Raw genomic sequence first — 26,419 nt, 5'->3', positions numbered from 1 at the left:
CGAGAGCTTTGCAAAGCAGAGGGCGCCATGGCCACGCAAAAACTCTATGCCGGTGTGAAGCTGCGCGAAACCCGGGCGCGTCTGGGTCTGACGCAAAAGGCCTTTGCCGACCGGCTCGGCGTCTCGCTGCCCTATCTGAACCAGATGGAGAACAACCACCGCCCGGTTTCGGCCGCGGTGGTGCTGGCGCTGGCGGGGGAATTCGGGCTTGACGTGACCGAGCTTTCGGCGGGCGATGCCGAGCGGCTGGTCTCCGACATGCGCGAGGCGATGGCCGACCCGGTCTTTGCCGATGGCGGCACGCCGCCCTTGGCCGATCTGCGGCTGGCGGCCTCGAACGCCCCGGCGCTGGCGCGGGCCTTTCTGGAACTGCACCGCGCCTACCGGCAGGCCCATGAACGGCTGGCCTCGCTCGACGAGGCTTTGGGCCGCGAAGGCGCGCAGACGGTGGTTTCGCCCTGGGAAGAGGTCCGGGACTTCTTTCACTATTGCGACAATTACATCGACGCCGTCGACCGCGCCGCCGAACGCTTTTCCTGCCCGGATGGCAAAAGGTTGGACCCGATCACACGGGCCTGCGATGCCCTGCGGGCGCGGGGGGTAAACGTTCACTTTTCGAACATTTCCGAGTTGCGCACCCGCGAGGGCGACCGCATCCTGATTTCCGCCCATGCCAGCCGCTCGACCCAGGCCTTCCAGCTGCTGCATCAGGTCGCGCTGATCACCCAGAACGAGCTTCTGGAAGCCACGCTCGATCTGGCGCGGTTCCAGTCCGAGACCTCGCGCGCCATCGCGAAGATCGGTCTGGCGAATTATTTCGCCGGCGCCGCACTTCTGCCCTATCGCGCCTTCCTTGAGGCCGCGCAGGAAACCCGCCACGATCTGGAACGGCTCGCCGATGCCTTTGGCGCCAGCATCGAGCAGGTGGCGCATCGGCTTTCAACCCTGCAACGGCCGGGCGCCAAGGGGATTCCCTTTTTCTTCGTCCGCGTCGATCAGGCCGGCACGATCACCAAGCGCCATTCCGCCACGCGGCTGCAATTCGCCCGGTTCGGCGGCGCCTGTCCGCTGTGGAACGTCCATCAAGCCTTTGAAACACCAACAAAATTCCTGCGCCAACTGGCCGAGACGCCAGATGGGGTGCGCTATCTGTGCCTCGCCCGCGACGTGTCGAAATCGGGCGGCAGCTTCACCGCCCCGGTGCGGCGCTATGCGATTTGTCTGGGCTGCGAGGTCAGCCATGCCCGCGGCCTCGTCTATGCCGACGACATGGAACTGGGCAATCCGCGCGCCTATCAGCCGATCGGGATTTCCTGCCGGATCTGCGAACGCAAGGACTGCCACCAGCGCTCGGTTCCGCCGCTGGAGCGGCGCCTGCGCGTCGATCCGAACCGCCGCGGCCTGCTGCCCTACGACATCGCCTGACCCCCGGACATCGAAAAGCCCCGGAAAATCCGAGGCTTCCCGATCAGTCGTTGGAGGTCGTCAGGAATGGTGCAGCATGTAGGCGATTTCATCCTTGATATGCGCGCGCTGTTTGCGCAGATCCACCTCGGCGAAATGGTCCACCGGTTCGACATGGGTTTCGGCCCGGTGCACCTTGTCGTTCACCGCGTCGTAATCTTCCAGAAGCTTGGCGAAATGCGCGTTCGAGACCTTCAAAGCATGCAGCTTTTCCATCTCGAACGGGAATTCCTCGGACAGCGTATGCGGGGTGTTCGACATGGGCCTCTCCCTTTCCGGTCATCATTTCTCACGACTCCAGCCTAGACCGGACGCGGGCGCGGCACCTTGACCCGTGTCAAGTTGGCGCTCAGCCGCCCACCGGCCGCCAACCGGCCTGCATCGCCTCTTGCGGCGTGCAAAACCAGCGCTCGCCCCGGGCGGTGTCGATCTTCGTGCGGTCGTAATCGCGCGTGCCGGGCAGGTGGAAAATCTGCCCCTTTTTCGAGATGTTACCCTTGATCCGGCAGGCCCCGGGCGGGGTCTGCACCGGGCCGTGCCGCGCCGCCTCGGGCGCCAGATGCGGCCCGGCCCAGATGCCGCGACGGGGCCCGCGCGCGGTCTCCTCCTCGGGCACATAGTCAAGCGCATATTTGCGATACGCCTCGGCCAGCCCCTCGGCCACCAGCGTGGCGTTCAGATCGCGCCCGTCCGCGGCACAGACGCCCAGCAGCCGGTCGTAGCGGTCCCGATCCGCACCCACGCAGCGCACGCCCTCCGCCGCCAGCCCCGCAAGCCGATCGCGCGCGGCCTGCCCGCAGGGCCAGTCGCGTCCCTGCGCATCCTTGCACAGCTGATCATGCTCCGGCGCATCTATCCCAAACAAACGCACCTTCTGCGTGCCGATCACCAGCGTATCGCCGTCGACCACCCGCGCCTGCCCCTGCACGACATCGGCCTGTGCCGGAAGCCCCAGCACAAGCCCGATCAGAACCCACTTCACCATGGGCGCAAGTTAACAGAACGTAAGGCGAACACAACCCGCCTGGCCGGTCATGCTTACCGCTGCGACACCCGCCAGTTCGGGTTGATCCAGGGGGCTGCATTCTCGGCGGGCAGACGGCGGCCCAGGATATGATCGGCCACCTTCTCGCCGGTCATGATCGAGGGGCCGTTCAGGTTCCCGTTCGTCACCCGCGGGAAGATCGAGCTGTCGGCGACGCGCAGCCCCTCGACCCCGATCACCCGGGCATCCGGGTCGACCACCGCCATCGGATCATCGGCCCGCCCCATCCGCGAGGTGCCGCAGGGGTGATAGGCGCTTTCGGCGTGATCGCGAATGAAGGCGTCGATTTCGGCATCGCTTTGCACCGCCGCGCCGGGCTGGATCTCGTGCTTCACATGCTGCGCCATCGGCGCCTGCGCAAAGATTTCGCGCGTCAGCCGCACCACCTTGCGGAATTCCTCCCAATCGTCGGGATGCGACATGTAGTTGAAGCGGATCTCGGGATTTTCGCGCGGATCGGCGGAGCGCAACCGCACCGTGCCGCGCGATTTCGACCGCATCGGGCCGGTGTGCACCTGAAAGCCATGGCCCTCGGCGGCTGCCTTGCCGTCATAGCGCACGGCAATCGGCAGGAAGTGATACTGGATGTCGGGATATTCGACGCCCTTGTCGGACCGGATGAAGCCGCAGGCCTCGAACTGGTTCGAGGCGCCAAGGCCGCGCTTCGTCAGCACCCATTGCGCGCCGACCGTCAGCTTGCCCCAGAGATTCCAGTATTTGTAAAGCGTCACCGGTTCTTTCGACGCGAATTGCATATAGATTTCAAGGTGGTCCTGCAGGTTCGACCCCACGCCGGGGCGATGCGCCAGAACCTCGATGCCGTGGCTTTGCAGATGCTCTGCATCGCCGATCCCCGACAGCATCAGAAGCTTCGGCGTGTTCAAAGCCGAGGCCGCCAGCACCACCTCGGCCCGCGCCTTCAGAACCTTGATCTCGCCGCCCTTTTCATATTCGACGCCCACGGCGCGGCCATTCTCGATCACCACCTTGCGGGCCAGACCGCGGACGATCTTCAGCCGCCCGGTCTTGATCGCGGGCCGCAGATAGGCCGAGGCCACCGACCAGCGCCGCCCCTGCCAGATCGTCGCCTCCATCGGGCCGAAGCCCTCTTGCTGTTCGCCGTTGTAATCCATCGTCACCGGATAGCCCGCCGCCGCCCCCGCCTCGATGAAATGCTGAAACAGCGGATTCTTGCGCGGGCCCCGCGTCACATGCAGCGGGCCTCTCAAACCCCGCCAGGTCGCGTCGGCGCCGTCATGGCCGCCGTGCCAATGTTCCTGCCGCTTGAAATAGGGCAGCACATCGGCATAGCCCCAGCCCGCCGCGCCCTGCTCGGCCCAATGGTCGAAATCGCAGGCGTGGCCGCGCACATAGACCATGCCATTGATCGAGGACGACCCCCCGATCACCTTGCCACGCGGCGTCACCAGACGGCGGTTGCCCAGATGCGGCTCGGGCTCGGTGCCCATGCCCCAGTCGTAGCGCCCCATGTTCATCGGGTAAGACAGCGCCGCGGGCATTTCGATGAAGGGGCCCCAGTCGGTGCCGCCGAATTCGATGATCGCGACGCGATGACCGGCCTCGGCCAGCCGATAGCCCAGCGCCGAGCCGCCCGAGCCTGCCCCAACGATCACATAGTCCGCATCCATCCCGCGACCCTCTGCCTGAACCCTGTTTTTTCTTGGCGCAAATACGCCGGGGGTCCGGGGGCAGCGCCCCCGGCCTGCGTTTCAATAGGGGCTCTCGACCGGCCCCATGCCGACATAGACGGCCTTCAGCTGCGTATAGTGCTCGACCGCGGCCTTGGAATTTTCCCGCCCCAGACCCGAGGCTTTCACCGCGCCAAAGGGCATCTCCACCGGCGTCAGGTTATAGGCGTTGATCCAGCACGTCCCCGCCTGCAACTGCGCAATCACCCGGTGCCCGCGCGCCAGATCGGCGGTGAAGACCCCCGCTGCCAGCCCGAACTCGGTGCCATTCGCCCGCGCGATCACCTCTTCCTCGGTGTCGAAATCCAGCACCGCCATGACGGGACCAAAGACCTCCTCGCGCGCCAGCGTCATGCCGTCGGTGACATCGGCAAAGACCGTCGGCTGCACGAAAAGTGGCCCCTCGTTGCCCGCAGCGCCGCCACAGATCAGCCGCGCGCCCTCGGCTTTCGCCGTGGCGATATAGCCCAGAACCTTGGCATGCTGCGCCGCGCTGACGAGCGGGCCGAATTGCGTGGCCTCGTCCAAGGGGTCGCCCGCCTTGATCAAAGCCGTCCGTTCCGCCAGCCGGGTCAGGAAGCGCTCCTTGATGGATTTGTGCACGAAAACCCGCGTCCCGTTCGAGCAAACCTGCCCCGAGGAATAGAAATTCCCCAGCATCGCCGCGCCGATCGCGCTTTCCAGATCGGCATCGTCAAAGACGATCAGCGGCGATTTGCCCCCCAGCTCCATCGTCACATGCTTCATCCCCGCGCCCGCCGCCGCATAGACCCGCGCGCCGGTCGCGACCGAGCCGGTCAGCGAGACCTTGGCCACGCGCGAATCAGTGGTCAGCGCGGCGCCCACCGCGCCCCGGCCCTGCACGACGTTGAAGACCCCCGCGGGCATCCCGGCCTGAATGAAAATCTCGGCCAATTGCAGCGCGCCAAGCGGCGTCAGCTCCGAGGGCTTGAACACCATCGCATTGCCGGTCGAGAGCGCCGGGGCCGCCTTCCAGCAGGCGATCTGGCTGGGGTAATTCCACGCGCCGATGCCGACGCAAACGCCCAAAGGTTCGCGAATCGTATAGGCGAAATCACCGCCCAAGGGGATCGTCTCGCCGGTCAGCGTCGGCGCAAGCCCAGCGAAATATTCCAGACTGTCCGCGCCCGAGGGCCAGTCAGCGACCAGCGTTTCCTGCAGCGGTTTGCCGGTGTCGAGCGTTTCCAGAAGCGACAGCTCCGCGCCGCGGTCGCGAATCAGATCGGCGGCGCGGCGCAGAATGCGCGCGCGCTCGACGGGCTTCAGCGCGCCCCAGGCGCGTTGCGCCGCCACCGCACCCGAGAGCGCCGCTTCGATCACCGCGGGGGTTGCTTCGTGCAAAACCGCAATCACCTCGCCGGTGCCGGGAAAGATTACCTCGATCTCGGCCCCGGCCTTGTCCTCGACCCAGAGACCATTGACGAAATGGCTGGCCTTCGGTTGTGCTTTCACGGCCGCACCTCCAACTCCCGGTTCAGATATTCATTCACGATTTCAAGCGCATAGGCCCGGTTCGGCGCATGTTCGGCCAAAGCGGCGCGGATATAGACGCCGTCGATCATCGCGCCCAGACCGCGGGCCACCGTCTCGGCCCGATCCCCCACCAGCGGGCGCAGCTCGTGGCGCAGGTTCGAGCGCAACCGGCGCTGATAGACCCGCAACAGCCGCATCGCCTCGGGACTGGTCTGCGCCAGCACATAGAAATTCAACCAGGCCGAAATCGCCTCGCGCCGGAAACTGCCCGGCGAGAATGACCCCGCGATGATCGCGCGCAGCCGCGATTCGGGGCTGCGGTCCGCCGCCGCCAGCGCACCGCGCACCTCCGCCCCGTAAAGCGTCAAAATCGCCCGCATCGCCGCCAGAAAGATTTGTTCTTTCGAGCCGAAATAATGATGCGCCAAGGCCGAGGACATCCCCGCACGCCGCGCAATCTGTGCTACGGTGACTTCAAGCGATCCCGCCTCGCCCACCGTTTCGATCGTGGCTTTCACCAAGGCCGCCCGTCGAATAGGCTCTGCTCCAAGCTTCGGCATGTCTTTTGCGACTCCGCTCAAAAAAGATCTTGCTTTTAGGAGCTACAGGCAAGTTTATTGACTCGTCAATCAACAAAAAGCCTGACCGTAAACCGGGCAACCAACGGGAGACCCTGATGACGCTTCGTTCCTTCCTTCTTGCCGGGGCTGCGACAGTTTCGCTTGCCCTTCCCGCCGCGGCCGATTGCAACAAGGTGACGTTCTCGGATGTGGGCTGGACCGACATCACCGCGACGACCGCGGTGACGACGACGGTGCTGCAGGCGCTGGGCTATGAAACCGACATCAAGCTTCTGTCGGTGCCGGTGACCTATACGGCGCTGTCCTCGGGCGATGTCGATGTCTTCCTCGGCAACTGGATGCCCTCGATGGAGGCCGATCTCGCGCCCTACCGCGAGGATGGCTCGGTCGAGACGTTGCGCACGAACCTTGTCGGCGCGAAATACACGCTGGCCACCAATGCCGCGGGCGCCGCGCTTGGGATCAAGGATTTCGCCGATATCGCCACCCACAAGGACGCGCTGGAAGGCAAGATCTACGGGATCGAGCCGGGCAATGACGGCAACCGTCTGGTGCTCGACATGATCACCGCGGGGCAGTTCGGCCTGTCGGGCTTCGAGGTTGTCGAAAGCTCGGAACAAGGGATGCTCGCCGCCGTCGCCAAGGGCGAAAAGGACAATACGCCCGTGGTGTTCCTGGGCTGGGAACCGCATCCGATGAACGCCAATTTCAAGATGAGCTACCTGACCGGCGGCGATGACGTCTTTGGCCCGAATTTCGGCGGCGCCGAGGTGCGCACCAATGTCCGCAAGGGCTATGCCACCGAATGCCCGAACACGGGCAAGCTGCTCTCCAATCTCGAATTCAGCCTGGCGATGGAAAACGAGATCATGGGCAAGATCCTTGATGACGGCATCGACCCGGCCGAGGCCGCCAAGACCTGGCTGGCCGCCCATCCCGAGGTTCTGGCCCCCTGGCTTGCGGGCGTCACCACCAAGGACGGCGGCGACGGTCTGGCGGCGGTGACCGCGGCGCTGAAATAAGCCTTGCGCTGACTTGACGATCCCGGCAGGCGGGCCCCCGCCTGCCGGTTTTCCGAACCACGCAAGGCAAGCGACATGCTACAGCAAACGATGCGCCTGATCGGCACCATCGCCGTATCGATTTTCGGCGCCATTCTGGTGAAGACGGTGCTGGAGAAACTGGCTGGGCTGCTGATCGGCACCGGGCTGATCACCGGCCACAGCGGCACCGATCTTTTCACCGGCAAATGGAAAATCCCGGTCGGCCCCTGGGCCAAGCAGGTCTTCGAATGGATGCGCGACAGCTTTTCGCTTGTCTTCGACCATCTGGCCGCGATTTTCGAAACGCTGATCGACGCAATCATGGCGATCTTTGCGACGCCCTTGGACATTTCCTGGATCACCGGGGCGGCAGAATATACCCCGCTTTACCCGCCGGACTATCAGCCCTTCATCATGACGGGGTTTTTCCTGGGCATCTCGTGGTTCCTGCAGCGGCGGGTGTCGATCCTGCTCACCGTGCTTCTGGGCCTGCTTTACGTCTTCAACCAGGGCTACTGGAAACCGACGACGGAAAGCCTGACGCTGGTGATTTCGGCCTGTGTTGTCTGCATGTCGCTGGGCGTGCCGATCGGCATTGCCGCCGCGCACCGGCCGCGGCTTTACATGGCGATGCAGCCGATCCTTGACCTGATGCAGACGCTGCCGACCTTCGTCTATCTGATCCCGGCGATCGTGTTTTTCGGCATCGGGATGGTGCCGGGGCTGATTGCGACGGTGATTTTCGTGCTGCCCGCGCCGATCCGGCTGACGCATCTGGGGGTGTCCACCACGCCGCAGCCGCTCCTGGAAGCCGCGCGCGCCTTTGGGGCCACGCCGCGGCAGGTGCTGTGGAAGGTCGAACTGCCCTATGCCCTACCGCAGATCATGGCGGGGCTGAACCAGACGATCATGCTCTCGCTCTCGATGGTGGTGATCGCGGCGCTTGTGGGCGCGAACGGGCTTGGGGTGCCGGTGGTGCGGGCGCTCAATTCGGTCAACACCTCGCTGGGCTTTGAATCGGGGATGATCATCGTCGTCGTCGCCATCGTGCTGGACCGGATGATGCGCTTCGGAGGATCGAAATGAGACACGCGACCCTGATCACCGATCCGAAGCTGACCGCGGGCGTCGCGGTGCGGTTCGACAATGTCTCGATCGTCTTTGGCGATCACCCCGACCGCGCCCTGCCGCTGATGGACGAGGGCCTGTCCCGCGCCGAGATCCAGGCCCGCACGGGTCAGGTTCTGGGGGTGCATGACTGCTCGCTTTCCGTGGCCGAGGGCGAAATCCTTGTGCTGATGGGCTTGTCAGGCTCGGGCAAGTCGACGCTTTTGCGCGCGGTGAACGGGCTGAACCCGGTCTGCCGCGGCAAGGTCGAGGTTTGCGACGGCAACGGCCTTGTCGATGTCACCCATGCCGATCCGCAGACCCTGCGCCGCATCCGGCAAACCCGCGTGGCGATGGTGTTCCAGCAATTCGGCCTCCTGCCCTGGCGGACGGTGCGCGAAAACGTCGGTCTGGGGCTGGAACTCAGCGGCATGGGCAAGGCCGAGCGGCGCGACCGCGTCGATGCGCAGCTGAAGCTGGTGAACCTGACGGACTGGGCCGAGCGCAAGGTGGGCGAGCTTTCGGGCGGCATGCAGCAGCGCGTCGGTCTGGCCCGCGCCTTTGCCACCGAAGCGCCGATCCTTTTGATGGACGAGCCCTTCTCGGCGCTGGACCCACTCATTCGCGCGAAGCTGCAGGATGAACTTCTGGAACTGCAATCGACGCTGCGGCGCACCATCGTCTTTGTCAGCCACGATCTGGACGAGGCCTTCAAGCTTGGCAACCGCATTGCGCTGATGGAGGGGGGGCGGCTGGTGCAGATGGGCACGGCGCGGGAAATCATCGCCAATCCGGTCGATGATTATGTGGCCGAATTCGTCGCCCACATGAACCCGCTTGGGGTGCTCACGGCCGAGGACATGGCCGAACCGGGCGCGGCCGAGGGCACGCCGATTGCCCCCGAAACCCCGGTGATCAAGGTGATGGAGCTGCTGAAAACCGTCCCCGCCGTGGCGCTGACCGATGGGCGGCGGATCACCCGCGAAGGCGTGATCGCCCGGCTGATCGACCCGCGCGGCACCGCCGCCAAGGGGTAAAGAGGCGTATTTGCACCAAGAAAAAGCAAAGCCCGGGGCCCTTCGACCTCGGGCTTTTTCTTGGCTCAAATACGCCCTTGCGACGGCTGCCCACGCGACTCGCGCCAGGTCAGGAACACCACCGCGGCCAGGATGATGGCGCCGCCCAGAATCACCAAAGGGTCGACCGGCTCGCCGAAGACCGACCAGCCCAGAAGCGTCGCCCAGACCAGCTGCAGGAAGGTCACCGGCTGCGTCACCGTCATCGGCGCGCAGGCGAAGGCGCGGGTCATGCAGTAATGCCCAGCCGTCGCAAAGACCGCGACGCCGCCCAGCCACAGCAGCTGCGACAGGCTCACCGGTTGCCAGACGGCAATGGCGAAAGGCGCAAGGCCGATCGTCACCGACAGCGCCATCACCGCCACCACGGTCGTTGCCGGGGCCAGCTGCGTCAGCCGCTTCATCACAAGGTAGGACAGACCGAAACCGATGGCCGCGCCGAGCTGCGCCAGATGGCCGGGCGACAGCTCGCGCAGGCCCGGGCGCAGCACCACCAGCGCGCCGATCATAGCCACGGCAATTGCCGCCATCCGCGCCGGGCGGAAGCCTTCGCCGAACAGAAGCCCCGCGCCCAGGGTGACGATGATCGGATTGAGATAGCCGATCGCGGTCACCTCGGAAATCGTGATCCGCGCCATGGCATAGAACCACAGCATCACGGCGATGGTATGCAGCGCACCGCGCAGCGCGAAAAGCTTGAACAGGCCGGGCGAAATGCCCGAGCGCATCAGCGGCCGCAGCGAGGGGGCCAGAAACAGCAGCCCCCAGGCGAAGCGGATGAAGGCGGATTCGGCGGCGGGCAGCGCGGTGCCCAGATGGCGCACGATGCCGTTGACGAAAACGAAGGCAAGGCCGGTGGCCAGCATCCACAGCACGCCCTCGAGCGGGCGGTTCTGGTCGGAAATCGGGGTCATGCCCCTTGCTGCCCTGCCCCGCGCGCAGGCGCAAGCGGGCGATTGTGCGGGATACAGGGCGCGGCCGATTGGCCCGCGACACTTGACCTCGGTCAAGGCGGCGGCCTTGCGGTTCGCGGTAGCCAAGGACGCATGGCACCGCCCGAAAAGCTGCACGAATGATGTTGCTTTCCGCCGCGACTGCCGCGATCCTGACCCGAACCCACGCCCACGAGCCCCGATGATCCGCCCCGCCCACCCCCAGATGCCCCTGCGCACCGGCGTTTTCGCCCGGTGGCTGGCGGTGCTGGCGATGGTCCTGCAAGGCCTGTTCTTTGCCGAACATCTCAGCGCCTCGGCGCTGCAGGATCTGGGCGGCCTTGGCCCGGGCGCGCGGGCGGGGTTCCTGCAGCTCTGCACCGGCGAGGGGGGGGCACTTTACGACCCCGTCTCGGGCCGGGTGCTTGACACAAAGACCGCCGGGCACGGCAGTTGCGCCATCTGCACCAGCGCCGCCGTCTGCGCCTTTGCCACGCCCGCGCCGCCGCTGCTGGTGCCGCCCGTGCCGCAGTTTCTGGCCGCGCTCGAGCCCGCGGCGCTGATCCCCTTTGTCTTCGTTGCGCCCGTCCCCCGCGGCGGGTTGATCCGCGCGCCGCCGACTGTCGCGGACCTGTGACGGGGGCGCGAGGGGGGCAGCGTCCCGCCCTCCCCGTCCCCGCGGGTTCCCCGCCGCGCCTGATCCCAACCCTGCCATCCGTTTTGGAGACAGCCATGAAACGTCGTGATTTTCTTGCCGCCACCACCACTGCCGCCGCGCTGATGCCGCTGGCCGCCCTGCCCGCCCGCGCCGAAATGGCGATGACGCCCGCCGAAAAGCCCGTCAGCCCGATGCAATGGACCGATGAAAACGGCCTGACCCGGTTTCTCAAGGTCGATACCGACCCGCTGACCGATGATCTGGGCAAATATCCGCGCTGCCCCTATTGCGGCATGATGCGGGGGATGTATTCCGCCTCGCGCCATCTGATCGTCTATGAAAACGACACCGTGGACGGCACCTGTTCGATCCATTGCGCGGCGATCTCGCTGGCGCTGAACATGGATGCCGGACCGAAGGCGATCTATGCGGGCGATGCCGGGGCCGAGGGCGATCTGAAGCCGCTCGCCGATACCGCCGCGATGACCTATGTGATCGACCCCGCGAAGCCGGGCACGATGTCGGCGGTGTCGAAACGCGCCTATGCCGACCGGGCCAAGGCCGAAGCCGCCGCCGCGGCCAGCGCCGGGGCAAGCCTTGCGGATTTCGACGCGGCGCTGATGGCCGCCTATGTCGAAATGGCCAAGGACACCAGCATGATCCGCAAGCGCCGCGGCGAGAAACGCCATGAAATGGGCATGAAGATGCCCGGCTCGAATTGACCTTTTGCAACATTCCGGCCGTGCCAAACTGGCATGGCCGGGTCTGGAGTTGACCATGTGCAACCTTTCCCGCCGCAACGCGCTTGGCCTTCTGGCGGGCGTGTCGACGCTTGCCTTCGGCCTGCCGCAGACCGCCCGCGCCGATGCCGCGCCCGTCGATCTGCCCAAACCCGGGCCGCGCGACACCTGCCCCGTCTGCGGCATGTTCGTCGCGCGTTACCCCGAATGGATCGCGACGGTGGTCTTTGCCGATGGCATGGCCTTCCATTTCGACGGTCCGAAGGATTTCTTCAAATTCGTGCAGGACGTGCCGCGCTATGCCGCCGGGCGCAGCGCCGATCAGATCACCGCGATGGGCGTGACCGATTATTATGCTGTGCGTCAGATCGCGGCGGCCGAGGCGCAATTCGCCATCGGCTCGGATGTGCTCGGTCCGATGGGGCATGAATTCGTTCCGCTGTCCAGTGACGCCGACGCGGCCGACTTCATGAAAGACCATGCGGGCAAGCGCCTGTTGCGCTTCGCCGAGGTTCCCGCCGACCTGCCCGCGAAGCTGGACGAGGGCCTGTTCGAGTGAGCCTGCGCCCCGCGACCCCGGTGCTGGCGGCGCTGGCCGCGCTGACGGCCCTGGCCGGGGCCGAGGCCGCGCATGCGCTGCTCACCGCCCCGCGCGACGCCGCGCGCCTGGCCGAGACGGCCCGGCTGGTCGGCGCGCTTGGGCTGACCGATCTGGCGCTGTTCACCGAGGCGCGCTACACCCGCCATCCGGCGCTGGCCGATCTTGCCACAGCCTTTCAGGATAACCCCTTGTCTTTCGAACACTTTCCTTCGGGCAGCCTGATCGCCCCCCCGGCAGATTTCGGGCCGACGGCGCTGGATTTTTCGGCCGAGGATCTGCGATGAGCGCGCTGAACCGACACCGGGCGCTGCTGGATTTCACCGTCGCGGCGCTGGCGCGGCGACGTATCAAGAACCTGTCGCTGGTCGTGGTCTTTGCCGCGGTGGTGTTCCTGCTCGCCTCGGCGATGTTCTTTGCCGCCAGCCTGCGCCGCGAGGCGGGCGCGACGCTGGCGAGCGCCCCCGATCTGATCGTGCAGCAATTGACCCTGGGTCGGCAGGCGATGATCGGCACCGGGGCGGTGCCGCAGATCGCCGCGATCCGCGGCGTGAGCCGGGTCGAGGGGCGGCTTTGGGGCTATCATTACGACCGCGTCAATGGCGCGAATTACACGGTGATGGTGCCAGGCGAGGCCGCCCTGACCCCGCCCCCCGGTCAGGTGATCCTGGGCGAGGCGGTGCCGCGGGTACGCGGCTTCAAATGGCAGGGCACGCCGCTGTTCCTGTCGCGCCGCGAGGGCGACCTTGTGCGGTTCGACATCGCCCGCACGCTGGCGGCGGACAGCGCTTTGGTCAGCGCCGATCTGATCCTGATGACCGAGGCCGATTTCCGCAGCTTTTTCAACGTGCCAGAGGGCCAGTTCACCGATCTGGCGGTGCATGTGCGAAACCCGCGCGAGCTGTCGACCGTGGTCGAAAAGGCCTCGGCCCTGCTGCCCGAGGCGCGTTTCGTCACCCGGGACGACATCGCCCGCACCTATCAGAAGCTCTTCGACTGGCGCGAGGGGGTGATGGTGGCGCTGGCCTTCGTGTCGATCCTGGCTTTCGCGATCTTCGCCGCCGAAAAGGCCACCGGGCTTTCCGCCGAGGAGGCGCGCGAAATCGGCATCCTGAAGGCGATCGGCTGGGACACAAGCGACGTGATCGCGATGAAACTGTGGGAAGGCGGCCTTGTGTCGGGCGGGGCCTTCCTGCTGGGCTGCACGCTGGCCTATGCGCATGTCTTCTGGGCGGGGGCGCCGCTTTTTGCGCCGGTGCTGAAGGGCTGGGCGGTGATCTATCCCGACTTCCGGCTGACGCCCGCCATCGACGCGCTGCAACTGGGGACGCTGTTCCTGCTGACCACCCTGCCCTATGCCGCCGCGACCGTGGTTCCGGTCTGGCGCACCGCGGCGGCCGATCCGGATGCGGTGATGCGATGATCACCCTGCACGAGGTTTCAAAGACCTACAACGAAGGCCGGTCGAACGAAGTCACCGCCTTGCGGGGCATCGACCTGGCGATTGCGCCGGGGGTGACGGTGTTCATGGGGCCCTCGGGCTCGGGCAAGACGACGCTGCTCAGCCTTGTGGGCTGCATGGCGCGGCCGACGACGGGGCGGATCACGCTGGCGGGCGAGGTGATCTCTGCCCTGCCCGAACGGTTCCTGACCGATCTGCGGCGGCGCCGCTTCGGCTTCGTCTTTCAGCGTTTCAACCTGATCCGCGGGCTTTCCGTGCTGGAAAACGTGATGCTGCCCGCCGCCCCCCTGGGCGAGCCCCGCGCCGTGATCGAATCGCGGGCGCTGGCGCGGCTCGACAGCCTTGGCCTTGCGGGCAAGGCGCGGATGCCGGTCGAGGTGCTTTCGGGCGGCGAGACGCAGCGGGCGGCGATTGCCCGGGCGCTGGTCAATGACGCGCCGGTGCTGATCGCCGACGAGCCGACGGCGAACCTTGATACCGCGCTGACGCATCGCTTTCTGGATATCGTCGCCGGGCTGCGGGATCAGGGGAAAACGGTGATCCTGACCAGCCACGATCCGCGCATCATCGCCGCCGCGCCGGTGACGGCGGTGGTCGAGATGCAGGACGGCGCGATCGTGCAGGTGCGGTCATGATCTTTCACACCCCGATCCTGACGCTGCTTCTGGTCTCGGCGCTGGCCGGGCTGGTGGCGCTTTGGTCGGCGGGCTTCGGGGTTGCAGTGCTGCGGCGCTGGGATCTGGCCAGCGGCACGCGCGGGCAGGTGCTGATGGAGCGGCGCACGGAGCTGGTTTCGACCCTTTTCGCGCTGGTGATGGCGGCCGAGGCGGCGGCGCTGTTCCTGTTCGTCTTCAACGCCGACCGGATGGCCGCACTCTTCGTGGGCGCGATGTGCGCGGTGGGCACGCTGAACGTGAACGGCTACGGCTTTCCGGCGCTTTATGGGCAGATCGCCACCTTTTTCGCGGCGGCGGTCTGGCTGGTGCTGGATCATGTCGACCGGCTTGGGCGCGATTATCCGCTGACGCGGGTGAAATATGCGGCCGCGCTGGCGATCGCGCCGCTGGTTCTGGTCACCGGCGGGCTGCAGCTGGCCTATTTCCTGAACCTGCGCACCGATGTCATCACCTCGTGCTGCTCGAAGCTCTTCACCCCGGCGAATGAAGGGGTGTCCGACGAGATGGCGGCGCTTGATCCGGCGCTGGCGCTTGGGGCGCTGGCACTGGCGGGGGGGCTGGTGCTGGCAAGCGGCCTTTACGCGCTGCGCCGCGGGCGCGGGCATGGGCTGTTTGCCCTGGCGGGGGCAGGTTATTTCGGCGCGGCGCTGGTGGCGATGGTCTCGACGATCTCGCTATACGTCTATGAAAACCCGAACCACCATTGCCCCTTCTGCATCCTGAAACCGGAATATGGCCATATCGGCTATGCCTTTTATCTGCCGCTTTTCGGGGCCACGGCGCTGGCGCTGGGGCTGGGCGTGGTCAGCCCCTTTGCATCGCGTGCAAGCCTGCGCGCGCCCCTGCCCACGGTGATGCGCCGCCTGACCATTTGGGCGATGGCGGGCTTTGCCGCCTATGGCGCGGTGACGCTTTGGGTGATCGCGCGTTCGAACCTGATCCTGTTCGGCTGACCCCCCAGAATATTTCGCCTCGGCTCTCGCCGAGGCGACCCGCCGGGGGCTCCGCCCCCGGACCCCCGGGATATTTAAGCCAAGGTGAAAGGAGCGCGGTCAGGGCAGCGGGCTGAAGCCGACGATGCCCCATTTCAGCGCTGCCGCGACATCGCGGTCGGGTCCGGCCTTGGTCACGACCGAAAAGCCGTAATCGGGGAAATGGATCAGGCCGCGCTTTTGCAGCACATAGACATTGCCGTCTTCCGGGTCGCGCACCGAGAGCAGCACTTCGGTCGGCACGACGCGATAGTCGCAGCCCGAGATCGCCACCACCTGCTGCGGCGCGAAGACATATTGCGCCTCGGCCTTGTAATGTTCGGTCGGCTGCGGCCCGGTCGAGGCCGAGTCGAAATCATGCGAAACCCGGACCCGGCCGGTCCAGCTTTTGCCCGGATCGGCCTTGGGGGCGAAGCTATAGCTGTAGACATCGCGGGTTTCCGTGCCCGCAGGCCCGCCCACCACATCGTCGGGCACGCTGCCGTTGAAGGCGCCCGTCTCCTCGATCAGCGCGACGCCGCCGCGGCCGAAGGTCGAGACGGTGCGCATCTCGCTCAGCTGCCAGGTCAGCCGCGCCCCGGAGCGGTCGGCGACCAGCGTGAAGGGGGGGCCCTTCGGCACCTTGACCGCGAGGCCGCGGGCCAATTGTTCGGGCGTGGGGCAGCCCATCTCTGCCGCGGCAAGCGGCCCGGCGAGCGAAAGAAGGGCAAGCGACAGAGAAACGGCAACGGCAGCAAGCGAACGCAGGATCATCATGGGCTCCCTGTGGTTTTCCCCAGAGTGCCACGTCGGCAAAAGCGATCAACATATTCCGCCCGAAAAACGAAAGGCGCCCCGAAGGGCGCCCCGTTTCGATCCGAACCGGCTCAGAGTTGCGCCGCGACATCCTCGGGAACGTCGAAATTATGCGTCACCGTCTGCACATCGTCATCGTCTTCCAGCGCGTCAATGAGCTTCATCAGCTTTTGCGCCGTTTCCAGATCGACCTCGGTCGTCGTCTGCGGCTTCCAGATCAGCTTCGATTCGGTCGATTCGCCCAAAGCCTTTTCCAGCGCCTCGGAGACTTCCGACAGCGCCTCGACCGAGCAATAGATCCAGTGGCCCTCGTCGTCGCTTTCGACGTCATCGGCCCCGGCTTCCAGCGCCGCCATCATCACCGTATCGGCATCGCCCACCGAGGCCGGATAGGAAATCTCGCCCACCCGGTCGAAGCCGTGGCTGACCGAGCCGGTCTGGCCCATGTTGCCGCCCGATTTGGTGAAATAGCTGCGCACGTTCGAGGCGGTGCGGTTCAGGTTGTCGGTCATCGCCTCGACGATGATCGCGATCCCGTTCGGGCCGTAGCCCTCGTAGCGAATTTCGGTGTAATCCGCCGCATCGCCCATCTGCGATTTCTTGATCGCGCGGTCGATCACGTCCTTGGGCATGGATTGCGCCTTGGCGGCCTTGACCGCCAGCCGCAGGCGCGGGTTCTTGTCGGGGTCGGGGTCGCCCATCTTGGCGGCGACGGTGATCTCCTTCGCCAGCTTCGAGAACATCTTCGAGCGGATCGCATCCTGCTTGCCCTTGCGGTGCTGGATGTTCGCCCATTTGGAATGGCCTGCCATGCCCCTACTCCGTCGAATTGGTGTGCTGGCGGCCGCTATAGCCAAAGCCCGCCCTTACCGCAAGCCGCGCCAATGAACCGGCCCCTCAGCCGGGCTGATGGCCGTAATTGACCGGCCGGTGCCGCTCGCCGCCCTCGGGGGTGACCCAGTCGAAGACGCGGCCATCCGAGGGGCGGGTCAGCCGCACCGTCGCATAGGGCTCGATCAGCCCCTCGGCGGCGGGAATGTGGATCTGCCGGCGCAGGGTGACGCTGTAGTCCATCGCCACCGCGCAGCCCGCAAGCCGCCCCGCGGGTGCCGCGGCGATATCGGCGCTGCAGCGGCTGCCATCGGTGAAATGCACCGTCAGACGGTCGGCCAGAAGGTCGATCCGCGCCGGATTGGGCGGGGGCGGCGCGGGCAGGGCACAGGCCGAAAGCGCTAGGACAGCAGGCAGAAGGAGGGCGAAACGCATGGGAACCTCAGGGGACAAGCGGCCAGAACAGCGGGATCACGAAAGTCGCCACCAGCGCCAGAAGCACGTTCAGCGGCACGCCGACCTTCAGATAATCGGAAAAGCGATAGCCCCCCGGGCCATAGACGAGCGTGTTGGTCTGATAGCCGATCGGCGTCGCGAACGAGGCCGAGGCCGAGAACATCACCGCCACCACCAGCGGGCGCGGGTCGATGCCCAGCGATTGCCCCATCTGGATCGCGATCGGCGTCAGGATCACCGCCACGGCATTGTTCGACACCACCTCGGTCAGGAAGGAGCCGAGCGCATAGATCGCCAGAAGCGTCAGCTGCGGCGGCAGATCGCGCAGGAACGGCGCCACCCAGCCCACGATCAGCTCGACCGCGCCGGAATTGTCCAGCGCGACACCGACGACCAGCATCGCGAAGATCAGCGCCATCAGCCGCCCCTCGACGAAGGAAAAGGCCTCGTCGGGGTCGATGGCGCGGGTAAGCAGGATCGCCGCCACCGCCACCGTCGACAAAAGCAGGATCGGCGCGACGTCGAAGGCCGACAGGATCACCACCGCCACCATCGCGCCCACCGCGATCGGCGCCTTGGACCGGCGGAACGGCCGCACCGTGGGCTTGGTCACATCGACCAGATCCATGTCGGCGGCCAGACGCGCGATGTCTTCGGGCGCGCCTTCCAGCAGTAGCGTATCGCCGACGACAACCACCAGATCATCGAGCTTGCGGCCGATGTTCTGGTTGCGCCGATGCGCCGCCAGCACATAGACGCCATAGCGCCGCCGCAACCGCAGATCGCCGAGCGAGCGCCCGATCATCCGGCAGCCGGGCGAGATCAGCACCTCGACGGTTTCGGTCTGCACCGAGGAGAGCTTGTCCACCAGCCGCAGGTCGGTGTTCTGCTGCAGGCTCATCAGCTCGGCCATTTCGGTGCGCAAAACCACCCGGTCACCCGCCGCCAGAACCGCCGCCGCAAGGTCGCGCCGCAAACTGGCATCGCCGCGCAAGACGTCGATCACCCGCATGCCCTCGCGTTTGAACAGGTCGATCTCGTTCACGCCCTGCCCGATCAGCGAAGAGCCCTCGGGGATCGCCACTTCGGTAAAGAATTTCATCTTGCGCTTCTCGCCCAGAAGCGCGCCCATCGAGATGCGGTCGGGCAGGATGTGCCGCCCGAGCAGCAGCATGTAAAGCCCGCCAACGATCACCTGCACGATGCCAAGGCCCGAGATTTCGAACATCGAAAAGGCCTCGAGCCCCTTGCCCACCGCAACGCCGTCAACGATCAGGTTGGTCGAGGTGCCGATCAGCGTCATCGTGCCGCCCAGGATCGCGGCATAGGACAGCGGGATCAGGAATTTCGACGGCGAAACCCCCATCCGGCGCGCCAGCGCCATCATCACCGGCATCATCAGCACCACCACCGGGGTGTTGTTCAGAAAGGCCGAGGCCGCGGCGATGGCGGCGAAGATGCCGACCACGGCCAGCACCGGGCGGTCGTCGATATGGCGTTCCGCCAGCCGCGTCAGCCAGTCCAGCGCGCCGGTGCGCACCAGCCCCCCCATCAGGATGAACATCATCACGATGGTCCAGGGCGCGTTGTTCGACAAAACCGCCGTGGCCTCCTTGTAGGGCACGATGCCCAGAAACAGCACCAGCGCCGCCCCGCCGATGGCGACGACCTCTGTGGCGAAAATCTCGCTCATGAACAGCGCGAACATCGCCACGATCAGCGCAAGGGTGAAGTAGGCTTCCGCCGTCTGGCTCAGTCCAAGGTCGATCATTTCAGGCCTCTTTCCTTGCCCGCGATACTAGCCGCCCGAGGGCCTCGGGCAAGCACGGATCGACGCGGGCGGCATCATTGGCTGGGGTGCAGCGAAAAAGTGCTGATTTGTCTGGCATCCGGGCGCAAGGGTTCAGATCGGCAGCGCCTCGGGCAGGCGTCCGCCCAGGCGCACCGGGGCGATTTTCAGCGCCTTGCCCGAGCGGTCGTCGGTTTCCACATAGACGCCCGACAGCGTCACCGGCCCCGCCGCGGGGGTGAAGCGGTCGCGGGCCATGCCGGTCAGGAAACGGCGCATCGGTTCGGCCTTTTCCATGCCGATGATGCTGTCGTAATCGCCACACATCCCCGCATCGCTCAGATACGCCGTGCCGCCTTTCAGGATCACCGCATCGGCGGTGGGCACATGGGTATGGGTGCCGACGACAAGGCTGGCCCGGCCGTCGCAATATTGCCCCATCGCCATCTTTTCCGAGGTCGCCTCGCAATGGACATCGACCACGATCGCCTGCGCCAGCCCGCCCAGCGGATGGGTGCGCAAGACCGTGTCCATGGCCGAGAACGGATCGTCGAAGGGGCGTTTCATGAAGACCTGCCCCAGAACCTGCGTCACCAGCACCTTGCGGCCGCGCCGATCCTCGAAAATCCGCGCGCCCTTGCCCGGCGCCTCCTTGGCGTAATTCAGCGGCCGGATCACCCGCGGCTCGGTTTCGATGAAGCGCATCATGTCCTTCTGATCGAAAGCATGATCGCCCAGCGTCACCACATCGGCCCCCGCCGCCAGCAGCAATTTCGCATGCTCGCCGGTCAGACCCATGCCGCCCGAGGCGTTTTCGCCGTTCACCACGACGAAATCGAGACCCCAGTCCGCGCGCAGCTTCGGCAGCCGCTCGGCCACCTCCGCACGTCCCGCGCGCCCCATCACATCGCCAAGAAACAAGATCTTCATCGGTTTTCTTTGGCAAAAGCCCCGCCGGAAAGCAACACTTGCCTTGCACGAATGCGCCATCGCACCCCGAAATCGCGCCCCGAATCCGCCCCGAACCGGACCGGTTTTCGGGCCGGGACTCCCGCACCGACCCATCGGGGGAGCCAGCGAAAAATTTCAGCCTCGGCGGAAATCCGCTGTCCCGAAAACCCCGTGATGGCAGGATTCCGCCCGTTTGCCACGCCGCATCTTCAGGAAGCTTTAACTCTGTTGCCGAACCCGGCTATGGCTCCCCTCCGAAGACGCCCTTGTCGGCGCCACACACTCACATTTCGTTTCAAGGTCTGATGAACATCACGCTCAAACTCTCCGGCCATCTGGTCCGGCTTCCCCTGGCCATTGCCGCCTTGGCCGCGCTGTCGGCCTGCGGCGGCCTCGGCGGTGGCGAACAGGCGACGCGGATGAATTTCGCCTCGGCGCAGGATCGTCCCGAAGGTCTTGACCCGGTGCGGCGCGACAATGCCGTGGCGCTGGCCAGCGAGCTGCGCGCCCGCGGCGGCCGGGTCTGGTGCGTGCCCTTCGCGCGCAATGTCTCGGGGATCGAGCTGCAGGGCAATGCGGGCACCTGGTGGTCGAAGGCCTCGGGGCGGTATGAGCGCAGCCACACCCCGGAAGTCGGCGCCGTCATGGCCTTTTCCGCCACCCGCAAGATGCCGATGGGCCATGTCGCGGTGGTGTCCGAAGTGGTCTCGCCGCGCGAGATCAAGATCGACCATGCGAACTGGCAGCGCAACCGGATCTCGCTGGGCATGACCGTGCATGACGTGTCGAAGAACAACGACTGGAGCCAGGTGCGGGTGATGAGCCAGGCCTCGGCGCCGGGCCGGGTCTATCCGGTGGCAGGCTTCATCTCCAAGGACCGGGGCTGAGGCCCCCCCTCTCCTTCCGGCAGGAAAAAGGGCGCCTGAGGCGCCCTTTCTTAATCCTGAACCTTCTTGACGAATTGCGACTTCAGCCCGATCTGGCCGACGCCGGGCAATTTGCAGTCGATGTCGTGATCGCCCGGCACCAGCCGGATGCCGCGCACCTTGGTGCCGACCTTGACCACCTGCGAGCTGCCCTTGAGCTTCAGGTCCTTGATCACCGTCACCGTGTCGCCATCCGCCAGCACATTGCCCACCGCATCGCGGATCACGCCCAGCGCGCCCGCCTCGGCACTTTCGCCGCCGGGGGCCCATTCATGGCCGCATTCGGGACAGGTGAAAAGCGCATCCACCTGATAGGTGAAGGCGCTGGCGCATTCGGGGCACGGCGGCAAGGTGTCATCGGTCATGCCCCGCCCTTACACGCTGGCGGGGCGCTTGGCCAGATGCGGCCAGGCCGCAGCCGGATCGGGTTCCTGACTGCGCGGGGTGGTGTCCATATCCGCGATATGGCGCATCCGCGAGGAGGTGGCGGGCAGCTTCCCCTGTTCCGCCGCGCTCAGCGGGTCCTCGAAGAAGGCCTGCCCCAGATCGGCGATCCGCCGCGCCCGGGCGATCAGCTTTGCGCGCAGGGCCTCGGGCAGGTCGTAGCTTTCGCCGTGATGGTCGCGCAGCAGGGTTTCGTAGATCGGCACGCCCGCGGGATCGGCGGCCCGCCAGTGATCGGCGAAATCCATCAACACCCGTTCCAGCGCCGGCAATTCGGTCAGGAAGCGGCGCATCTGGTGATCGGGCAGGCTGAAATCGGTGGCCAGCGCCTCGCCCGCGGTTTCGCCAAAGCCGGTCAGCCTTGTGATCGTCTCGGGCGCCATCTGCAGGTTCAGCCCGCCCTCGTCCTCGGTCAGGTTCACCGTGACGATGCGCTCGCGGTAGCCCGTCAGCACCGATTGCAGCGAATCCTGCCAGTCCTTGGCACTGTTGAACAGCGCCATGACAAAGCCCGCCAGACCGGAAATCCGATGCGTCGGCAAGAGCCGCCCCTGTTTGGGATCGGTGGGCAGGCTGATGCGCGGCCCCCATTTCGGCTGATCGGCTTCGCGCAGCGGCTCGAATTCGCCCAGCGAAATCCCGAAAGTGGGCGAGAGCGGCAGCACATGATCAAAGAAATGCACCGGGAAATTCGACGACAGCCCGCCATCCGAAAACAGGCAGCGGCGCAGCTTGGCCGCGCCCTCGGCCTTGACCAGCGTGTGATCGACCCGGTGCAGCGGCACCGCCGAAATCAGCAGCGGAAAGGACAGGCTCATCCGCGCGAGCACCACCACGGGCAGGTCCTCGATGCGGAAATAGCGCAGCCGCCCGGTCGGGTCCTGCCATTCGGGGCCCACGGGCGTCGATTGCGCCACCATATGCACCACGATCCGGTCGGGGAAAATCCGGGCGAATTCCTCGGGGTCGAAGGCATGCAGGTTGTTGCGCATCGGCAGCACGAAGGGGCGGTGCGTGGTGATGTCGGTGGTCACCGTCTGCACCCGGATGCCGCGTTCCGCCAGCATCTTCACCGTCAAGGGCGCGGGGCCAACGGCGCCAAAGGCGATCTCGTCGATGCGCTTGGCCATCCAGTCCGAAAGCCCGGTGTCGGGCTTCCAGCCCTTTTGCGTGCGCCCGGGGCAGAGGCCATAATCATTGGCCGCCAGCCCCTCGGTCGCCTGTGTCTTCGCCTCCCAAAGCGGCCAGCCCAGCCCCCCCGCGACCATCACCACAAGGCCGACCAGCAGCCAGCCCCAGACCACCGTGGCCGAGGCGAACAGCGCCAGCACCACGATGATCAGCCCCAGCGCCGCGCCCTGCGCCATTTCGCGCGGGTAGCCGCGCATCAGCGCCCAGAGGATCGGCAGCTGCTTGCCCCTCTGCGCCGCAAGCAAAAGCCGAAACAGCGGCGCAAGCTCCGGCACCGGCTGGAATTTTTCCAAAACGGTGGTGGACAGCTCCTCGGCCAGCCCCTCGATCTTGTCAAAGCCGCCCTTGTCGCGGCCATATTCCGCCGCCGCCGCGAAGACGGCCGCAATCGCCCCCGCCGAAGTGCCGCCGATTTCCGAAAAGCGGTAATGATCGGACAGTTTCTTCAAGGCCTTGGGATAGACCACCCCCGAGGTGATCCCCCCTTTCAGCACCAGATCGCAACTCGGAAGGTCAGTCGTCTGTGACATGGGTTTCCTCCGTGACAGGGCCAAGCCGGTCGGTCCAGTGGTCGATCCACTGGCCCACCATGGCCGAATAGGGTTGATCGGGCGCGGCCATGGCGCGGATCGCCGCGGCCAGCCGGTCGGCGAAATCGGCGACCATCCGCGCCGCCGCCCGCGCCGCGGGATCGGGGCTTTGCGCCAGATCCTCGGCGAGCGCATGCGCCTCGATCACCAGCGCGCCCAGAACTTCAAGCTGCCGCAAGATCCGGGTGCGCGCCTGCACCAGCCCCAGCCGGTTCAGCCCGTAAACCTGAATCGACACCGCGCCGCGGGCCGACACATGGGGCGCCACCGCATCGGGGCCGATCTCGGCGCCGATTTGCGGCAGGGGCAGCCCCTCGCCCGGGGCGGTGCGGGCGGGCAGAACCAGCGCCAAAGGCTCGGGCGCATCGACCAGAAAGCTCAGATGCGGCCCCGGATCATCGCGGCAGGGGTCGAGCAGATAGGGCCGTTCGAGCGCCGTTTCCGCCTCGGGATCGGGCGTCAGACCAAAGGCCCGCGTGCCCGCAAAGACCGGAAAGGCGGTTTCCTTGCCGGTCTTCAGCGCGGTATTGGCGCCCGCGCGCAGATCGGCAAGCGATCCGGTCGTGGGCAGCGGCAAGAGCTGATAGCGGCGCCGGTTGCAGTCGATGCAAGACGGCAGCAGGTTCGCCCAATCCATCGCCAGCCACCAGTAGCCCATGTGATCGGGCGCATCCTCGACCCCGGATTTCGGCCGGTAATGTTCGATATCCACCGGCGCCTGCGCCGCGTAATCGCTTTCGCAATAAGCACATTTGCCGTGGAACAGACGTTCCAGCGCAGCCCGCACGCCCTCGTCCTTGTAGACGCGATAGTCAAACCCCTTGCCGCGTTTTTCGCCCCGCGCCAGCGCCGCGCGCTGCGCCGCGACATGTTCGGCTGCCTTGGCGCGTTCGCGGGCCGCCGGGCTCTCGGGCCCGTCCATCGCCTTGGGCACCGGCCCCGTGCGCTCAACGTGACGCATCGCGGTCCCCTTTCAGGATCGCCACGATCCGCGCCCGCGTCGCGTCGCGCAGGCGGCGGCGCTGCGCATCGGTCCGGCTGGCCTGACCGCGCAGGTAATCGGCCACGGCCTCTTGCACCAGCATCGAGACCTCGGACCGCCCGACCGGCAGCGCCGCCGTGACCTCGCCGCGAAACTGCGCGAGCAGCCGCGCCTGTTTCGCCGCCTTCTCGGGGTCGGTGGGGGCAAGCCCGCCCAAAGCATCGACCAAATCCGCCAAAGCCGCCCCCGCCCGCGGATCATCGGTGTCGTAAAGCGCGAAGAAATCGGATTTCAAGAGCTGCTCGATCGTCAATTGCCCGACATCGGGCAGCGCGGTCAGCGCATCGACCTTGACCGGCAGCGCACTGCCCGCGGCCTCTCCGGGGATGCGGCGCAAGACCAGCACCTCGCCCGCCGCCATCCCGCGCAGGCACAAAGGATCATGCGTCGTCGCGATCAGCGTCATCCCCGGCAGGGCGCGGCGCAGCCCGTCCATCACCTGCACCTTCCAGCGCGGATGCAGATGCGCCTCCACCTCGTCGATGAGGAGAAGCCCCCGCGCCGATTTCAGGCTGGGAAAGCGCCAGGGCGTCGCCGCGTCGATCAGCCAGCGCATCACGTCGCACGAGAGCGCCAGCATGGTCCGAAACCCCGAGGAAACGGCGTCGAGCGGGGTGAAAATCTCGTCCTCCTCCTTGCGGGTGACGACCATGCAGGCGCCGTCCCGCCGCTCGATCCGCTCGAAATCGCCGCCGGGGCCGAAGATGAAGCGCAGGGCGGCCACGACCTCGTTGAAGCGGTCCTCGGGCAGGTCGAGCAGCCAGCGCCCCGGGTTCGACAGCAATTTGTCGTTGCGAAACAGCGTGAGGATGCCGCGGCCGGGGGTCCAGTCGTGGCTGTCCTTCAGGTAGTGGCGATAGGCGCCATAGGCGAAAACGGGCAGGTTTTCGGGCCGCGGGCCTTCGGTGGCAAAACCGCGCCGGGTGAGTTTGAGAAGCAGCTGGCTTTGCCCGCCGCCCGCGTCCTGAAAGGTCAGCCGCACCAGCCCGGATTTGCGCGCCGCGATCGGGCTGCCCATCTGCGCGGGGTCAAGAAGCAGGCTTTGCACCTTGATATTCAGCGCCTTGCGGTCGGAAGCCGAGGCCAGCGCCAGCGCGATGGCCTCCAGCAGCGAGGATTTTCCGGCCGCGTTTTCCCCCAGGATCAGCCGCGCCGCGCCATGCCCGTCGGCGGGGATCGGCAGATCAAGGTCGAGCGCCTCGATCCCCTTGAAGCCGCGGATCTCGACCCGGGTCAGCGTCGGCGGGGTGCTGTAGGGGGCGGGTTCGGGGGGCGCGATGGTCAGAAGATCGGGGCTGATGGCGGTCGAGATCATGTCGAGCGACAGCATCAACCCTTCGGGCAGATCGGTCGGCGCGGCGCCGGTCTTGAAGATCTCGGGCGGAGGAAGCTCGCCAGTTTGTTGGCGGGCAAGGTTGGTGAGGAAGCCGGTGAAGTCCTCGGCGGAGCGGTCGGCGGCGAGGAAGTCTTGCGGGGCAGTCAGGATGGACCAGTCCACAACGGCTTTTCCGCGTTCCGCAACAAGCCTTTGTCGGTTGAGGTTAAAGTGATCAATCGTCGCCGCGCCCCGATCCGAAATCGGCGTCCATGAGCCATCCGGGTTGGCGCGCAGATGGTCTTCGATGTGGCGATCCATACAGGGATCGAGGAGCAGAGGCTCTTCCCGGCTGCCATCCTCGCCCTCGGCGGGGTCAAGAGGCCAAACCCCGGTTCCCTCGGTGACATAACGCTCGTAAAGCGCGACCGAGGGTAAGGGCGCGCGAAGCCCTGCAACCGGAAACAGGTTCACCTGACTCGGGCGACAGTCTAGGCAAATTCTATAACTA

The 26,419-nt window shown here is 66.2% G+C and carries 27 protein-coding genes; 12 read left to right on the top strand and 15 right to left on the bottom strand.

Annotated features, from left to right (window positions below; translation table 11 throughout):
- Window positions 1–27 precede the first annotated feature (27 nt).
- A complete protein-coding gene (locus ACTTAG_RS05990) occupies window positions 28–1,425 on the top strand; it encodes a helix-turn-helix domain-containing protein (RefSeq protein ID WP_444464619.1) in 1,398 nt (465 codons plus the stop codon).
- Window positions 1,426–1,485: 60 nt separating this feature from the next.
- Here the strand turns inward: ACTTAG_RS05990 and ACTTAG_RS05985 are convergent, their stop codons facing one another.
- The 5 genes from ACTTAG_RS05985 to betI all read right to left on the bottom strand — a co-directional run bounded on the left by ACTTAG_RS05985 (window position 1,486) and on the right by betI (window position 6,272).
- Window positions 1,486–1,725, bottom strand: coding sequence for a YdcH family protein (locus ACTTAG_RS05985; protein ID WP_444464618.1), 240 nt, complete (start codon window positions 1,723–1,725; stop codon window positions 1,486–1,488).
- Between the two features lie 88 nt (window positions 1,726–1,813).
- On the bottom strand, window positions 1,814–2,449 hold the full coding sequence (locus ACTTAG_RS05980) for a thermonuclease family protein (protein WP_444464617.1): 636 nt from the start codon (window positions 2,447–2,449) through the stop codon (window positions 1,814–1,816).
- Between the two features lie 53 nt (window positions 2,450–2,502).
- On the bottom strand, window positions 2,503–4,158 hold the full coding sequence (gene betA / locus ACTTAG_RS05975) for a choline dehydrogenase (protein WP_444464616.1): 1,656 nt from the start codon (window positions 4,156–4,158) through the stop codon (window positions 2,503–2,505).
- 81 nt (window positions 4,159–4,239) lie between these two features.
- Window positions 4,240–5,691: a betaine-aldehyde dehydrogenase gene (gene betB / locus ACTTAG_RS05970; RefSeq protein ID WP_444464615.1), complete on the bottom strand. Its 1,452-nt coding sequence runs from the start codon at window positions 5,689–5,691 to the stop codon at window positions 4,240–4,242.
- Window positions 5,688–6,272 carry a transcriptional regulator BetI gene (gene betI / locus ACTTAG_RS05965; protein WP_444464614.1) on the bottom strand — a complete coding sequence of 195 codons (585 nt, stop codon included), beginning with the start codon at window positions 6,270–6,272 and terminating at the stop codon, window positions 5,688–5,690. The genes betB and betI overlap by 4 nt, the downstream gene beginning before the upstream one ends.
- Before the next feature lie 116 nt (window positions 6,273–6,388).
- Between betI and choX the strand changes: the two genes are divergently transcribed.
- The 3 genes from choX (at window position 6,389) to choV (ending at window position 9,480) form a co-directional block, all read left to right on the top strand.
- Window positions 6,389–7,315 (top strand): choline ABC transporter substrate-binding protein, encoded by a 927-nt coding sequence (choX, locus tag ACTTAG_RS05960; RefSeq protein ID WP_444464613.1) that lies wholly within the window; start codon window positions 6,389–6,391, stop codon window positions 7,313–7,315.
- Between the two features lie 75 nt (window positions 7,316–7,390).
- Window positions 7,391–8,422: a choline ABC transporter permease subunit gene (choW, locus tag ACTTAG_RS05955; protein ID WP_444464612.1), complete on the top strand. Its 1,032-nt coding sequence runs from the start codon at window positions 7,391–7,393 to the stop codon at window positions 8,420–8,422.
- Window positions 8,419–9,480: a choline ABC transporter ATP-binding protein gene (choV, locus tag ACTTAG_RS05950; RefSeq protein ID WP_444464611.1), complete on the top strand. Its 1,062-nt coding sequence runs from the start codon at window positions 8,419–8,421 to the stop codon at window positions 9,478–9,480. The genes choW and choV overlap by 4 nt, the downstream gene beginning before the upstream one ends.
- 65 nt (window positions 9,481–9,545) lie before the next feature.
- Here the strand turns inward: choV and ACTTAG_RS05945 are convergent, their stop codons facing one another.
- The gene (locus ACTTAG_RS05945; RefSeq protein WP_444464610.1) at window positions 9,546–10,433 is read right to left on the bottom strand and encodes a DMT family transporter; all 888 of its coding nucleotides are present in this window, start codon (window positions 10,431–10,433) and stop codon (window positions 9,546–9,548) included.
- 220 nt (window positions 10,434–10,653) lie between these two features.
- Here ACTTAG_RS05945 and ACTTAG_RS05940 point away from each other — a divergent pair, with 220 nt between their 5' ends.
- The 7 genes from ACTTAG_RS05940 to ACTTAG_RS05910 all read left to right on the top strand — a co-directional run bounded on the left by ACTTAG_RS05940 (window position 10,654) and on the right by ACTTAG_RS05910 (window position 15,539).
- Complete coding sequence (locus ACTTAG_RS05940) at window positions 10,654–11,088, top strand: DUF2946 family protein (protein ID WP_444464609.1); 435 nt, start codon at window positions 10,654–10,656, stop codon at window positions 11,086–11,088.
- A 95-nt stretch (window positions 11,089–11,183) separates the two neighbouring features.
- Window positions 11,184–11,831 (top strand): nitrous oxide reductase accessory protein NosL, encoded by a 648-nt coding sequence (locus ACTTAG_RS05935; RefSeq protein ID WP_444464608.1) that lies wholly within the window; start codon window positions 11,184–11,186, stop codon window positions 11,829–11,831.
- A gap of 55 nt (window positions 11,832–11,886) precedes the next feature.
- Window positions 11,887–12,408, top strand: coding sequence for a nitrous oxide reductase accessory protein NosL (locus tag ACTTAG_RS05930; protein ID WP_444464607.1), 522 nt, complete (start codon window positions 11,887–11,889; stop codon window positions 12,406–12,408).
- Window positions 12,405–12,734 carry a hypothetical protein gene (locus ACTTAG_RS05925; RefSeq protein ID WP_444464606.1) on the top strand — a complete coding sequence of 110 codons (330 nt, stop codon included), beginning with the start codon at window positions 12,405–12,407 and terminating at the stop codon, window positions 12,732–12,734. The genes ACTTAG_RS05930 and ACTTAG_RS05925 overlap by 4 nt, the downstream gene beginning before the upstream one ends.
- Window positions 12,731–13,870, top strand: coding sequence for an ABC transporter permease (locus ACTTAG_RS05920; protein WP_444464605.1), 1,140 nt, complete (start codon window positions 12,731–12,733; stop codon window positions 13,868–13,870). The genes ACTTAG_RS05925 and ACTTAG_RS05920 overlap by 4 nt, the downstream gene beginning before the upstream one ends.
- Window positions 13,867–14,544: an ABC transporter ATP-binding protein gene (locus ACTTAG_RS05915; RefSeq protein ID WP_444464604.1), complete on the top strand. Its 678-nt coding sequence runs from the start codon at window positions 13,867–13,869 to the stop codon at window positions 14,542–14,544. The genes ACTTAG_RS05920 and ACTTAG_RS05915 overlap by 4 nt, the downstream gene beginning before the upstream one ends.
- A complete protein-coding gene (locus tag ACTTAG_RS05910) occupies window positions 14,541–15,539 on the top strand; it encodes a hypothetical protein (RefSeq protein WP_444464603.1) in 999 nt (332 codons plus the stop codon). The genes ACTTAG_RS05915 and ACTTAG_RS05910 overlap by 4 nt, the downstream gene beginning before the upstream one ends.
- 99 nt (window positions 15,540–15,638) lie before the next feature.
- On the opposite strand, the gene ACTTAG_RS05905 is transcribed toward ACTTAG_RS05910, so the two are convergent.
- The 5 genes from ACTTAG_RS05905 to ACTTAG_RS05885 form a co-directional block, all read right to left on the bottom strand.
- Window positions 15,639–16,331, bottom strand: coding sequence for a hypothetical protein (locus tag ACTTAG_RS05905; protein ID WP_444464602.1), 693 nt, complete (start codon window positions 16,329–16,331; stop codon window positions 15,639–15,641).
- Between the two features lie 113 nt (window positions 16,332–16,444).
- The gene (locus ACTTAG_RS05900) at window positions 16,445–17,185 is read right to left on the bottom strand and encodes a YebC/PmpR family DNA-binding transcriptional regulator (protein ID WP_444464601.1); all 741 of its coding nucleotides are present in this window, start codon (window positions 17,183–17,185) and stop codon (window positions 16,445–16,447) included.
- An 85-nt stretch (window positions 17,186–17,270) separates the two neighbouring features.
- Window positions 17,271–17,639, bottom strand: a complete 369-nt coding sequence (locus ACTTAG_RS05895) for a hypothetical protein (protein ID WP_444464600.1) — start codon at window positions 17,637–17,639, stop codon at window positions 17,271–17,273.
- Between the two features lie 7 nt (window positions 17,640–17,646).
- Window positions 17,647–19,431 (bottom strand): SLC13 family permease, encoded by a 1,785-nt coding sequence (locus tag ACTTAG_RS05890; RefSeq protein WP_444464599.1) that lies wholly within the window; start codon window positions 19,429–19,431, stop codon window positions 17,647–17,649.
- Between the two features lie 132 nt (window positions 19,432–19,563).
- Window positions 19,564–20,379 carry a TIGR00282 family metallophosphoesterase gene (locus tag ACTTAG_RS05885; RefSeq protein ID WP_444464598.1) on the bottom strand — a complete coding sequence of 272 codons (816 nt, stop codon included), beginning with the start codon at window positions 20,377–20,379 and terminating at the stop codon, window positions 19,564–19,566.
- Between the two features lie 326 nt (window positions 20,380–20,705).
- On the opposite strand from ACTTAG_RS05885, the gene ACTTAG_RS05880 reads away from it, so the two are divergent.
- On the top strand, window positions 20,706–21,287 hold the full coding sequence (locus ACTTAG_RS05880) for a CHAP domain-containing protein (RefSeq protein ID WP_444464597.1): 582 nt from the start codon (window positions 20,706–20,708) through the stop codon (window positions 21,285–21,287).
- Between the two features lie 50 nt (window positions 21,288–21,337).
- Here ACTTAG_RS05880 and ACTTAG_RS05875 read toward each other — a convergent pair whose 3' ends face one another.
- From ACTTAG_RS05875 to ACTTAG_RS05860, 4 genes are read right to left on the bottom strand one after another with little or no spacing between them, the layout of a single operon-like run.
- Window positions 21,338–21,691: a zinc ribbon domain-containing protein YjdM gene (locus ACTTAG_RS05875; RefSeq protein WP_444464596.1), complete on the bottom strand. Its 354-nt coding sequence runs from the start codon at window positions 21,689–21,691 to the stop codon at window positions 21,338–21,340.
- A 9-nt stretch (window positions 21,692–21,700) separates the two neighbouring features.
- Window positions 21,701–23,491, bottom strand: a complete 1,791-nt coding sequence (locus ACTTAG_RS05870) for a patatin-like phospholipase family protein (RefSeq protein ID WP_444464595.1) — start codon at window positions 23,489–23,491, stop codon at window positions 21,701–21,703.
- Complete coding sequence (locus ACTTAG_RS05865; protein ID WP_444464594.1) at window positions 23,475–24,512, bottom strand: hypothetical protein; 1,038 nt, start codon at window positions 24,510–24,512, stop codon at window positions 23,475–23,477. The genes ACTTAG_RS05870 and ACTTAG_RS05865 overlap by 17 nt, the downstream gene beginning before the upstream one ends.
- Complete coding sequence (locus tag ACTTAG_RS05860; protein WP_444464593.1) at window positions 24,499–26,229, bottom strand: AAA family ATPase; 1,731 nt, start codon at window positions 26,227–26,229, stop codon at window positions 24,499–24,501. The genes ACTTAG_RS05865 and ACTTAG_RS05860 overlap by 14 nt, the downstream gene beginning before the upstream one ends.
- Window positions 26,230–26,419 lie beyond the last annotated feature (190 nt).

It is taken from the genome of Rhodobacter capsulatus (assembly GCF_052363185.1).
Lineage (GTDB): Bacteria > Pseudomonadota > Alphaproteobacteria > Rhodobacterales > Rhodobacteraceae > Rhodobacter > Rhodobacter capsulatus_E.
The sequence above is the reverse complement of the archived record's forward strand: the minus strand, read 5'-3'. Positions and strand labels throughout refer to the sequence as shown.